12 protein-coding genes and 1 riboswitch are annotated in these 12108 nt (G+C 30.2%); of the genes, 9 read left to right on the top strand and 3 right to left on the bottom strand.

Going from position 1 to position 12108, the window contains the following annotated elements:
- Position 1 precedes the first annotated feature (1 nt).
- Positions 2-91, top strand: a riboswitch (glycine riboswitch).
- A gap of 77 nt (positions 92-168) precedes the next feature.
- From gcvT to AC5YGA_RS04645, 7 genes are read left to right on the top strand one after another with little or no spacing between them, the layout of a single operon-like run.
- Positions 169-1275 carry a glycine cleavage system aminomethyltransferase GcvT gene (gene gcvT / locus AC5YGA_RS04675; protein ID WP_415307967.1) on the top strand — a complete coding sequence of 369 codons (1107 nt, stop codon included), beginning with the start codon at positions 169-171 and terminating at the stop codon, positions 1273-1275.
- Complete coding sequence (gene gcvH, locus AC5YGA_RS04670) at positions 1272-1652, top strand: glycine cleavage system protein GcvH (protein ID WP_271505016.1); 381 nt, start codon at positions 1272-1274, stop codon at positions 1650-1652. The genes gcvT and gcvH overlap by 4 nt, the downstream gene beginning before the upstream one ends.
- On the top strand, positions 1653-4511 hold the full coding sequence (gcvP, locus tag AC5YGA_RS04665; RefSeq protein WP_415307966.1) for an aminomethyl-transferring glycine dehydrogenase: 2859 nt from the start codon (positions 1653-1655) through the stop codon (positions 4509-4511). It abuts the gene before it with no gap.
- A 12-nt stretch (positions 4512-4523) separates the two neighbouring features.
- Positions 4524-5768: an NAD(P)/FAD-dependent oxidoreductase gene (locus AC5YGA_RS04660; protein ID WP_415307965.1), complete on the top strand. Its 1245-nt coding sequence runs from the start codon at positions 4524-4526 to the stop codon at positions 5766-5768.
- Positions 5761-6495, top strand: coding sequence for a DUF1365 domain-containing protein (locus AC5YGA_RS04655; protein ID WP_496169976.1), 735 nt, complete (start codon positions 5761-5763; stop codon positions 6493-6495). Before AC5YGA_RS04660 ends, AC5YGA_RS04655 begins: the two co-directional genes overlap by 8 nt.
- Before the next feature lie 31 nt (positions 6496-6526).
- Positions 6527-7705 carry a class I SAM-dependent methyltransferase gene (locus AC5YGA_RS04650; RefSeq protein WP_415307963.1) on the top strand — a complete coding sequence of 393 codons (1179 nt, stop codon included), beginning with the start codon at positions 6527-6529 and terminating at the stop codon, positions 7703-7705.
- Between the two features lie 13 nt (positions 7706-7718).
- On the top strand, positions 7719-8267 hold the full coding sequence (locus AC5YGA_RS04645) for a DUF3833 domain-containing protein (protein ID WP_415307962.1): 549 nt from the start codon (positions 7719-7721) through the stop codon (positions 8265-8267).
- Here AC5YGA_RS04645 and AC5YGA_RS04640 read toward each other — a convergent pair.
- Both AC5YGA_RS04640 and AC5YGA_RS04635 read right to left on the bottom strand, forming a co-directional pair.
- Positions 8264-8962 (bottom strand): SDR family NAD(P)-dependent oxidoreductase, encoded by a 699-nt coding sequence (locus AC5YGA_RS04640; RefSeq protein WP_496170032.1) that lies wholly within the window; start codon positions 8960-8962, stop codon positions 8264-8266. The genes AC5YGA_RS04645 and AC5YGA_RS04640 overlap by 4 nt on opposite strands.
- A gap of 22 nt (positions 8963-8984) precedes the next feature.
- Entirely contained in the window at positions 8985-9161 is a 177-nt protein-coding gene (locus AC5YGA_RS04635; RefSeq protein ID WP_496170035.1) for a hypothetical protein, read from the bottom strand.
- Here AC5YGA_RS04635 and AC5YGA_RS04630 point away from each other — a divergent pair.
- Both AC5YGA_RS04630 and AC5YGA_RS04625 read left to right on the top strand, forming a co-directional pair.
- Entirely contained in the window at positions 9109-9513 is a 405-nt protein-coding gene (locus AC5YGA_RS04630; protein ID WP_415309366.1) for a TspO/MBR family protein, read from the top strand. The two genes, AC5YGA_RS04635 and AC5YGA_RS04630, sit on opposite strands and share 53 nt — an antisense overlap.
- Before the next feature lie 8 nt (positions 9514-9521).
- Positions 9522-10625 (top strand): NAD(P)/FAD-dependent oxidoreductase, encoded by a 1104-nt coding sequence (locus AC5YGA_RS04625; RefSeq protein ID WP_415307960.1) that lies wholly within the window; start codon positions 9522-9524, stop codon positions 10623-10625.
- 3 nt (positions 10626-10628) lie between these two features.
- Here the strand turns inward: AC5YGA_RS04625 and AC5YGA_RS04620 are convergent, their stop codons facing one another.
- The gene (locus AC5YGA_RS04620; RefSeq protein WP_415307959.1) at positions 10629-12104 is read right to left on the bottom strand and encodes a protein adenylyltransferase SelO; all 1476 of its coding nucleotides are present in this window, start codon (positions 12102-12104) and stop codon (positions 10629-10631) included.
- Positions 12105-12108: the final 4 nt, after the last annotated feature.

The raw sequence follows: 12108 nt of genomic DNA, 5'->3' as shown, positions 1-12108 counted from the left end.
ATTCTTAAATACGGGAGAGACTACAAACTATCGTAGCGCCGAAGGAGCAACCACCCAGGAATCTCTCAGGCAAAAGGACCGTAACATATTAACTCTGGAAAGAGATTAAGTTCTCGCCGAAGGAATAAAACTCTCAGGCAAACATACAGATGGGTACAGTGAGTTAATATGAAAAATATAAAAACAGCACTTTACAATTTACATCAAAAGCATGGAGCTAAATTTGTTCCATTTGCTGGTTACCAAATGCCAATTCAATATTCTACAGGAATTATTGAGGAACATAAAAGTACAAGAGAGAATGCAGGTATTTTTGATGTGTCACATATGGGCCAGTTATTCATTAAAGGAGACAACACATTAGCAAAAAATCTTGAAAAAATTTTTCCAGCTGAATTGAGCAATGCTAAATTAAATCGGTCAAAATATAGTTTTTTAATGAATGAAGAAGCGGGAATTTATGATGATTTAATTATAACAAAAGTTGAAGGTGGTTTTAACATTGTATTAAATGCTGCTTGTAAGAATACAGATTTTAAACTTTTATCTAAATTATTAGAAAATAAGTATGAAATGATTTTAAGTGAAGAGCTATCTCTTATAGCAATACAGGGGCCAAAAGCAGTCCAAATATTAGAAAAGATAATCAATGGAGTGTCAGATTTAGAATTTATGAACGGTGATACATTTAATTATCTTAAAGAAAATATTTATATTACAAGATCAGGCTATACAGGTGAAGATGGATTTGAGATATCGATAAAAAATGATGATGCAGAAGTGTTTGTTCAAAAACTCATAGATGAAGGGGCCAGTTTAATTGGGTTAGGTGCTAGGGATACTTTGAGATTAGAGGCGGGGCTTTGTTTGTATGGTCATGACATGGATATCGATAAAAGCCCAGTAGAAGCTAATTTAAAATGGGCAATATCAAAGAATAGAATTCTTGAGGGTGGATTTATTGGATGTGAAAAAATTAAATCTCAAATTGAGAAAGGGGTAAGCAAGATCCGTGTAGGTATTAAGCCAGAAGGTAGAATTATAGCTAGAGAAAAAACCTCAATATTTAGTGAAGATAATAAAAATATTGGGGAAATTACAAGTGGAACTTTCGGACCGAGTGTTCAGGCCCCAGTTGCCATGGGTTACGTAGAAAATTCATTTTCTAAAATTGATACTAAGGTTTTTTTAGAAGTGAGAGGAAAAAAATATCCAGCAATTATAAGTAATTTGCCATTTTATAAAAAAAGTTATGTGAAAGGAGCTAGCAAATGAGTGAAGTAAAGTATTCAAAAGAACATGAGTGGATAAAATTAGATGGAGATACTGCTGTTATAGGAATCACACAACATGCAACCGAAATGCTAGGTGATATTGTTTTTGTAGAGCTACCAGAGATAGGGTCCTCTGTTGTTAAAGATGGTAATGCAGGAGTTGTAGAATCAACAAAAGCTGCAAGTGATATTTATACTCCTGTATCTGGAGAAATTATCGAAAACAATCAAGCAATTGTTGATGATCCTGCAAAGGTTAATAATGATCCAGAAAATGATGCATGGTTTTTTAAATTAAAAATTACTGATAAGTCTGAAATGGATTCATTAATGAATAAAGAAGAATACGAAAAATTTTCAAAAGAAAGTGGTAGTTAAATGTTAAAAAATGCTCAAAAAGATTTTATACAAAGACATATAGGTCCATCAGTTGATGAACAAAATGTTATGCTTAAAGAATTAGGCTATAAAAGTCTTGATGATTTAATAAAAGACACTGTACCAGAAAAAATCCTTCTTAAAGATGACTTAGATATTGGAGATCCAAACTCTGAATATAAAGCACTTAGAAAACTAAAAGATATAGCTAAAAAAAATAAAGTTTATTCTAGCTTTATAGGAATGGGGTATTACGGAACTTATACACCATATGTAATACTTAGAAATATTTTAGAAAATCCAGGATGGTACACTTCTTATACTCCTTACCAGCCAGAAGTAGCACAAGGTAGATTGGAAATGTTATTAAACTTTCAACAAATGATAATTGATTTTACAGGAATGGATATTGCTAATGCCTCTCTTTTAGATGAAGGAACAGCAGCTGCAGAAGCTATGGGATTAAGCTATAGAATATCTAAGTCTGAATCTAAAAAAGTTTTTGTTTCAAAAAATTGTCACCCTCAAACTATCGATGTTATTAAAACAAGAGCTGAACCTTTAGGTTTAGAAATAATAGTTGGTGACGAAGATAGAGATATTAAAGAAGATATTATATGTGGTATTATTCAATACCCTGGCACCCTTGGAGATATAAAAGACCCAAGTGAGGCTATTAGCAAAATACATAAACATAATGGAAAAGCAGTTCTTGCATGTGATTTGTTAGCACTTGCTAAACTAAAAACACCTGCTGAGTTAGGTGCTGATATTGCAGTTGGTAGTTCACAACGTTTTGGAATTCCAATGGGTTATGGTGGTCCACACGCAGCATTTTTTGCTACAAAAGATGAGTATAAAAGATCAATGCCAGGTAGAATAGTAGGTGTTTCAGTAGATAAGTATGGAAAAAAAGCATACAGACTTGCACTTCAAACAAGAGAGCAGCATATAAGAAGAGATAAGGCTACGAGTAATATTTGTACTGCACAAGCATTATTAGCAATAGTCTCTGCAGCTTATGCTGTCTATCACGGTCCACAAGGTATTAAAAAGATTGCAGAAAGTGTTTCTCAACTGACTAAAAATTTTGCAGATAAACTAAAACAATCTGGTTATGAACTTTATTCAAATAACTTTTTTGATACGGTAACAATAAAAACTCTAGATAAAACAGAGAAGATATACAAAAATGCTTTAGATCAAGGAGTAAATATCAGAAAAGTTAATTCCGAAATGTTAGCAGTATCTTTTGATGAAAGAAAAAATCTTTATAGAGCAAATCAGCTATTAAAAATTTTTAATTGCTCAGAAACAATTAAAGAATCTATGAATGAAAGTTTATCTAATATTCCAAAAAGCTTATTAAGAACTTCAACTTATTTAGATCATCCAGTTTTTAATAGATACCATTCAGAAACAGAAATGCTACGTTATCTAAAAAAATTAGAAGATTCTGACATTGCCCTAAATAAATCCATGATTGCTTTAGGATCGTGCACTATGAAACTTAATGCAGTTTCAGAAATGATACCAGTTACCTGGAAAGAATTTTCACAGCCACATCCTTTTTCTCCAGTTGAACAAATGGATGGTTATAGGGAATTATTTACAGATTTAAAAAACTGGCTAAGGTCAATTACTGGGTTTTCTGGAGTTTCATTACAACCAAATGCTGGGGCTCAAGGTGAGTTTGCTGGTTTAATGGTAATACGTAAATTTCATGAAAAAAATAATGAAACAAATCGTAATGTTTGTTTAATTCCAAGCTCTGCACATGGCACAAATCCAGCAAGTGCTCAAATGGTTGGTATGAAAGTAGTTGTTGTGAAATGCGATCAATTTGGAAACGTAGACTATGAAGATTTAAAAAATAAAGCTGAAGAACATTCGGAAAATTTAGCTGCTCTTATGGTTACTTACCCTTCAACACATGGCGTTTTTGAGGAAAAAATAACTGATATTTGTGAATTAATTCATAATCATGGTGGGCAAGTTTACATGGACGGAGCAAACTTAAATGCGTTAGTCGGAATTGCAAAACCAGGAAATTTTGGACCAGATGTTTGTCATATAAATTTACATAAAACGTTTTGTATACCACACGGTGGTGGAGGACCTGGCATGGGACCAATAGCATGTAAAAAGCATTTAGAAATATTTTTACCAAAGCATTCTGTAATTAAAGATTGTGGTCCGGTCACGGGAATGGGAGCAGTATCTGCAGCACCTTGGGGCAGCTCAAGTATTTTATCAATTTCATGGATGTATATAAAAATGATGGGTTCTGAAGGTTTAAGAAAAGCATCACAAGTTGCAATACTAAATGCAAATTACATTGCACATAAATTAAAAGATTCTTTTCCAATTTTATATAAGGGTAAAAGTGGCAATGTAGCTCATGAATGTATCATTGATATTAGAACGATAAAAAGTGAAACAGGGATCACAGAGGAAGATATTGCAAAGCGATTGATTGATTTTGGTTATCATGCTCCAACAATGTCTTGGCCTGTTGCTGGTACAATGATGATTGAACCTACGGAAAGTGAAAGTTTGAGTGAAATTGACAAGTTTTGTTCTACTCTTATAAAGATAAAACAAGAAATAGATAAAATTCAGTCTGGTGAATATGACAAGACTGACAACCCATTGAAGAATGCGCCACATACTCACGTTGAATTAACATCCAATAAGTGGGATCATAAGTATGAAAGAGAAGAGGCCGCTTATCCTTCAGAGTTTTTAAGAACAAATAAATATTGGCCTCCAGTTGGTAGAGTAGATAATGTTTATGGAGATAAAAACTTGTTTTGCACTTGTCCGTCTATGGAAGAGTACGAAGACACAGCAGCTTAAATATTTACCAAGATGAAAATTGCTGTAGTAGGTGCAGGTATATCAGGATTGAGTGCTGCTTATTACCTATCCAAAAAACATAAGGTCGATTTATTTGAAAAAGAAAATCAGTTTGGTGGTCATGCAAATACAATAAAAGTTGCTTACAAAGCTAATAAAGAAATTCCAATAGATATTGGATTTATGGTTTTTAACAAGCAAACATATCCAAATTTGATTAATTTTTTTTTAGAGAATAAAATAGAAATTGAAAAAAGTGATATGTCATTTTCTGTTACCATAGAAAATAGTGGCTTAGAGTATTGTGGAAAAGGATTAGGTGGAATTTTTTCCAATAAAAAAAACTTATTTAATCTAAAATTCATCAAAATGTTTTTTGAAATTTTAAGTTTTTATAAAAACTGTGAAAAAATAGAAATTCAAAAAATTAAATCAATAACATTAGGGGAATACTTAAAAGAAATAAAAATTTCAGATTATTTTATTAATTATCATATTATACCAATGGTATCTGCAATATGGTCGATGCCACCATATGAAGCAAAACAAATGCCATTATCATTTTTTTTAAGTTTTTTTAAGAATCATGGATTATTTAAAATTAAAGATAGACCTCAATGGTTTACGGTTGCAAATAGGAGCAAAACTTATGTTGATAAAATAATAGGCCAAGTTAGTGGAGAGCATTTTAAGAATTACAATATAAATAAAATTATCAGAAATGATTTAGGTGTTAAAATTTTTTATGGGGAGGAAAATGAGTTCTTTGATTATGATAAAGTTGTAATAGCAACCCATGCAGATGAAGCATTAAAGATAATTGATAATCCAACACTAGACGAGGAGACTATATTAAAGAAATTTAAATATAGAGCAAACACTGCAGTAATACATTTTGATGAAAGTGTTATGCCTAAAAATAAAAAAGCATGGTGTGCTTGGAATTCTTCAATGGATTCAACTAATAATGAAAAGACAGCTGTAACATATTGGATAAATCAGTTGCAAAATTTAAAGATAGATAGAGATATTTTTTTAACAATAAATCCATTTAAAGAAATTCCAAATAATAAGACATTTAAAAAGGTAGCATTTACTCACCCTTATTACGATACAGAAGCATTAACCAATCAAAATAATCTATATAAAATTCAAAATAAAAAAAATATTTTATTTTGTGGCAGCTATTTTGGTTATGGTTTTCACGAGGATGGAATAAAGTCGTCTATTGATATGTTAAAAACACTGAATGATTAAAAATTCTTATATTTACACAGGAAATGTAATTCATAAAAGATTTAAGCCCAAAATTCATAGCTTTAACTATAGTGTATTTTCACTACTTATAGATTTATCAGAAATAAACCTATTACACAAAACACTAAAGATATTTTCATATAATAAATTAAATATCATTAGTTTCTTTGATAAAGACCATGGGGCAAGAGATGGAAGTTCTCTTAAGGACTGGGTTTTAGATAATCTTAAAAAAAATAATATTGATACTAATGATGTTCAAATAAAACTTTTATGCTACCCAAGAATATTTGGTTATGTGTTTAACCCGCTAAGTGTTTTTTATATATATGACAAAAATTCTGATTTAATATGTATTTTATATGAAGTTAAGAACACATTTGGTGAACAACATGTTTATGTGTTTAAAACTGAAAAAGACCAAAATCTGATTCAACATGTGTGTAAGAAAAAATTTCATGTATCACCATTTATTGAGATGAATTGTATTTATTTTTTTAGGCTTTTAAAGCCTGGTAATAAAATATCTGTAATAATTGACCTGAATGATCCAGCCGGTAAAGTATTATATGCTTCACAGGATGGTATTAAAAGTGAATTGAATAATAGAAATCTACTTAAATCTTACTTAAAACATCCATTAATGACATTCAAAATCATTCTAGCGATACATTATGAGGCATTTAAATTATGGACAAAAGGAATTAAATTTATAAAAAAAAAATAAAGATTAAGAATAATATTACTATCGAAAACTAATGTTAATTTATAAAATTTCAGACTTGATCGTGTTTAATGCGTTAAAAAGTATTAAGTATGGTTTTCTTGAAATTAAAAAAGTAAATGGTGAAGTTTTAAAATTTGGCAACCCTGATGAAACTTTAAAAGTTTTTTTAGAAATTAAAGATGAAAGTCTCAATTATAATTTGATTAAAAATGGAAGTATTGGTTTAGGAGAATCCTATATGAAAGATTTTTTTACAACAAATAATCTTTCTGATTTGATTGAGTTAACAGCAAAGAATATAAAAACCATTTATAAATTTTCTGGAATATTCGATTTGCCTTTTATCAATTTTATTAAAAATAAAATTATAAAAAATACTAAAAATAGGAGTAAAGAAAATATTGCTAAGCATTATGATTTAGGTAATGACTTTTTTTCATTATGGCTTGATAAAACTTTAACTTATTCCAGCGCTATATTTGAAAGCCCCAAACAAGAACTTTTTGAAGCTCAGAACAATAAATATCAAAAACTAATAGATCTAATAAAGCCTACAAATGGTAATAAAATTTTAGAAATTGGTTGTGGTTGGGGTGGTTTTGCTGAGTATTTAGGTACTAATTATGATGTCAAATTAGATTGTATTACTATTTCCAAAAAACAATTTGAATTTGCTAAAGAGAGAATTCATCGATGTGGGCTTAATGAAAAAGTAAATATTCAAATTAAAGATTATAGAGATTTAAAAGATAAATATGATCATATTGCATCAATAGAAATGATTGAGGCTGTAGGCCAAAACTATTTAGACAGTTATTTTAATACGATTAAAAATAATCTTTCACCATCAGGTACGGTGGGTATTCAAGCCATAACTATCGATGATAGTTTATTTAATAGATATAAAAATAAAAAAGACTTTATACAACAGTATATTTTCCCAGGTGGCTTTTTGCCTTCAAAAGGTGAATTACAAAATTATGTAGATAAAAATGGATTAAAATTTAGTGAGTATAATTCATATGCCAACCATTACTCTGAGACTTTGATTATTTGGAGAGAAATATTTAATAAAAAATGGGACTTAATTAAAAAACAAGGCTTTGATTTAAAATTTAAAAGAATGTGGGAATTTTATCTTTCATATTGTGAAGCCGGTTTTAAATCAAAAAATATAGACTTAATTCAATTTTCACTGCAAAACAAATAACAATAGGAGCGACATGATAAACTTTAAAACCATTAGATTAACTGTGTTAATAATTTCTTTATTCTTTACAGCAAGTTGTATAAACAATAATTCTATGAAGCCAACAGATTTCAAAAATACTGAACCAACTATGACTATAGAACAATACTTTAATGGTCCGGTTAAAGCATGGGGTCTATTACAAGACCGTAGTGGTAAGGTTACTAGACAGTTTAAAGCAGATATGACAGGTAGTTTTGAAGGAGATATTTTAACTCTTAAAGAAGATTTTTATTGGACAGACGGAGAAAAACAAAATCGAATATGGAAAATCAAAAAGATTGATCAAAATTATTACGAAGGTACTGCCCCTGATGTCGTGGGTACAGCTAAAGGTTATCAATATGGATCAGCTTTTAAATTTGAATATGATTTAATGGTCCCATTTAAAGGAAAGAATATTAAAGTTTCTTTTGATGATTGGATTTTTAAACAAGATGAAGATGTTGCAATTAATCGTGCCACACTTACAAAGTTTGGATTTAAAGTGGGTGAATTGACAGTTTTCTTTAAAAAAAATTAATAATCAATCTTCTTCATACCTCTGGCAACTAGCTTAAAATATAAACTGCTAGGTAGCATTTGAAGAAATTTTAAAAAATATGTAAAAGCTTTTGGAAAATGTATTTCAAATCCTTTTTTAATTGTTAATCCTTTAAAAATTTCATCTGCAGCAAATTCTGGAGTTTTGATCATGGGCATTGGAAAATCATTTTGATCAGTCATAGGTGTTTTTATGAAACCGGGGCTGATTAACGAAACACGCACATTCTTCATTCTCATATCAAAGTTTAAGCTTTCAGCAAAGCTGGTAAGTGCTGATTTTGAAGCACAATATGCACCAGCAGCAGGTAATCCACGGTAGCCTGCAACAGAAGAAATTATAGATATTTGGCCATTTTTTTTTTCGGAGAAATAATCATAGATTGAATTAATTGAATTCATTGTTCCAAAATAATTAACTTCCATTATTTCTCTTATCTTATCTAAATTAAATCTTTTTTCTGATTTTGGATCATGCATACCCGTACCAAACACACATATATCAATATTATTAAATTGTTTGATTATATTTTTTGCAACTAATTTACATGAATCAATTTCAGTAACATCTAAAGGAAAAGGAATAATACTTTGATTAATTTTTTTAAGTTCATTTAATAAATTTTCTCGTCTTGCAGATGCAGCAACCAACCACCCATTTTCTGCAAATTTGATTGCAAGAGCTTTACCAATTCCACTACTTGCACCAGTTATCCAAATAACTTTTTTTTCTCCATATTCTATTGTATAATAGAAATATGTTAAAAAACAAATTCTTATCTTTTTTACTATTTGCTCTTGTTACTTTTTCTGCATCAGCAATAGGTGGCTTAGCTACTGTTGGTTTTAAAGAGCCATGGTATTCTTTAATCATTAAACCCTCGTTTAATCCACCAGATTGGATTTTTGCACCAGTTTGGACTACGCTTTATTTTTTTATGACAATTGCTATCTGGAAATTTTGGCATAGTAAAAACAGAGATATGAACACTATTTATATCTACTTTATTCATTTAATTTTTAATACAACTTGGAGTATAGTTTTTTTTGTTTTTCATAAAATTGTTTTAGCTCTAATTGTACTAGTAATTTTAATATTATTGATAATCATTCTCATAATTAGATTTAGGCGTGTCAACTTGTATAGTTATTATCTAATGATTCCTTATTTACTTTGGTGTCTCTTTGCATTACTGATAAATGTAAGTTTAATCATATTAAATTAAAATAAATTATGGATGATGTTGTAATAGTTGGTGGTGGAATAATAGGGACTGCTACAGCGTATTTTTTATCTAAAGATGGTAGAAAAGTTAAAGTTATAGAAAGAGACCCAACTTATAAAACAGCTTCTTTTCCATTATCACTTGGTGGATTTAGAAGGCAGTTTTTTCAAAAAGAAAATATTTTATTAGGAAAATTTGCAAGAGAATTTATTTTTCAGATTCCAGAACTATTAAAAACTGAAAAAAATCCAAACCCTACAGCAAGCATGGTTACAAACGGCTACTTATTAATGTTTGGTCCAGAGCATGCTGAGGAACAATATAAAGCTTTAAAAAATCATGAAGCTTGTGATGCTGGAACTAAAAACATCAAAGGTTCTGAACTATCAAAAATATTTCCTTATATAAACAGTGAGGGTATTGAAACAGCAACTTATACAGACAACCAAAGTGAAGGATGGATTGATCCTTTCATGTTTCATAGCGCCTTAAAGAGTAAGGCAATTGAATTAGGTGCAGAATTTATTAAAGGTGAAGTGAAAAGCATCTCTGATATTAAAGCTAAAACAATTATATCTGCTGCAGGATGTTGGACTAAAGAATTATTAAAGGATATCCCTGTAGTTCCTCAAAAACATACAGTTTTTAGAGTTAAATGTCCTAAATATATTAAAGAAATGCCGTTAACAGGGGACTTAACAACAGGAGTTTACTGGAGACCTGAAGGTGGAGAATATTTGGCAGGTTCACCTAACTCAGTATTTGATGCTACTGATTTAGAACCAGCTTGGAATGATTTTGAAGAATTAGTATGGCCTGCATTAGCACAAAGAATTCCTGCTTTTGAAGAATTAAAATTAACTGGTGGATGGGCTGGTTATTATGATTGCAACAAATTGGATAATAATGCAGTGGTCGGCAAACACCCTAAATATGAAAATGTATATATGGCTTCAGGATTTACAGGCAGAGGATTAATGCAAGCCCCTGGAATAGGAAGAGCATTAACTGAATTAATTTCTACAGGATCTTATCAAACGATTGATATAAGTGACTTTTCTGTTGAAAGAGTTCTTGATAATAATGCAAGACCCGAACCTTACGTTCTCTAAGGGTTAAGTTCCACAAAATGTTTGATAAGCTTTATCACTAGACGGTGCAGGAGACTGAAAATCAGTAATACTATTTTGATTTTCATATGGTTTTTTTAAAATAGCCAATAATTTATTCATAACTTCTAAATCACCATTGTTTGCAGCAGTTAAAGCTTCTTCCACTTTATGATTTCTTGGAATAATTATTGGATTTACTGAATGCATTAGTTTTATGTACTTTTCCTGACTATTATTATTTAATTTTAATCGACTTTCCCATTTTTCTTTCCAAATAAGAAAGTTTTTATCTTTATAAACTTCATTATCAGAAAACTTTTCATTCATTAAAAAACAAAAAGTATTAGTGTAATCAACTTTATTTTTGTGCATCCACCCTAGAAGTTCCACAATTAAAATTTGATCATTTGTATCTTCACCAAATAATCCTAATTTATCACGCATCATATTAAGCCATTTTTCTTCATAAATTCTGTCAAATGTATCAATTACTTCAGTTGCAATTTCTATAGCCTTATCTTTGTTGTCGTCTATGAGTGTTATGATGCACTCTGCAAACCTTGCCAAGTTCCATTTAATAATTTTTGGTTGATTTGAGAATGAATATCTTGCTTGTTGATCAATCGAACTAAAAACTGTATCCGGATTATAAGCATCCATAAAAGCACAGGGACCATAATCAATTGTTTCACCACAAATTGATACGTTATCAGTGTTCATCACTCCATGAATGAAACCAATACGCATCCAGTCAATAACTAAATTAATTTGAACATTCATTATTGTTTTTAATAAATCTAAAGCTTGGTTTTTAGAATTCTTTATATTGGGATAGTGTCGATTGATTACATAATTAAATAAAACTTTTAAATTTTGTTCCTTTTGAGTGGCTGTAATATATTGAAAAGTTCCAACACGGATATGACTAGCAGCAATTCTAGTTAATATAGCACCTGGTAAATGTGTTTCTCTAATTACATTTTCTCCGGTTTTAACAACTGCTAAACTTCTAGTCGTTGCCACTCCTAATTTATGCATTGCTTCACTAATGATATATTCTCTAAGCATTGGACTAAGTGCTGCTCGTCCATCACCACTTCTCGAAAAAGGTGTTTTTCCAGAACCTTTAAATTGAATATCATACCTATCACCATTTTTTGATACGTGTTCACCCATAAGAACAGCCCGTCCATCACCTAACATTGTAAAATGCCCAAATTGATGCCCTGCATATGCTTGCGCAATCGTCTCTGACCCAGTTGGCAATAAATTTCCAGAGAATAGTTGAGATAAATTCTCTTCTTTAATATTTGTAAAATCTAAATCTAAATCTTTTGAGAGATCTTTATTTAAAATTATAATTTCTGGAGATTTTACTGGGATAGGGACTTGTTTTACTAAAAAATCATTGGGTAGTTTTGCATATGTGTTATCAAATGACCAACCTGCCTTATCAATATCTATATTTGAATTAGTCATTTTT

It is taken from the genome of Candidatus Pelagibacter sp. uisw_091 (assembly GCF_059512525.1).
This window is presented reverse-complemented; position numbering and strand designations above follow the sequence as displayed.

Excerpts from the sequence above, each read along its gene's own strand:
- AC5YGA_RS04625 (WP_415307960.1), top strand. The coding sequence starts at position 9,522 with ATGGATGATGTTGTAATAGTTGGTGGTGGAATAATAGGGACTGCTACA.
- AC5YGA_RS04635 (WP_496170035.1), bottom strand. The coding sequence starts at position 9,161 with ATGATTAAAGAATACCATGGCTCTTTAAAACCAACAGTAGCTAAGCCA.
- gcvH (WP_271505016.1), top strand. The coding sequence starts at position 1,272 with ATGAGTGAAGTAAAGTATTCAAAAGAACATGAGTGGATAAAATTAGAT.
- AC5YGA_RS04620 (WP_415307959.1), bottom strand. The coding sequence starts at position 12,104 with ATGACTAATTCAAATATAGATATTGATAAGGCAGGTTGGTCATTTGAT.
- AC5YGA_RS04660 (WP_415307965.1), top strand. The coding sequence starts at position 4,524 with ATGAAAATTGCTGTAGTAGGTGCAGGTATATCAGGATTGAGTGCTGCT.
- gcvP (WP_415307966.1), top strand. The coding sequence starts at position 1,653 with ATGTTAAAAAATGCTCAAAAAGATTTTATACAAAGACATATAGGTCCA.
- AC5YGA_RS04650 (WP_415307963.1), top strand. The coding sequence starts at position 6,527 with ATGTTAATTTATAAAATTTCAGACTTGATCGTGTTTAATGCGTTAAAA.
- AC5YGA_RS04655 (WP_496169976.1), top strand. The coding sequence starts at position 5,761 with ATGATTAAAAATTCTTATATTTACACAGGAAATGTAATTCATAAAAGA.
- AC5YGA_RS04645 (WP_415307962.1), top strand. The coding sequence starts at position 7,719 with ATGATAAACTTTAAAACCATTAGATTAACTGTGTTAATAATTTCTTTA.
- gcvT (WP_415307967.1), top strand. The coding sequence starts at position 169 with ATGAAAAATATAAAAACAGCACTTTACAATTTACATCAAAAGCATGGA.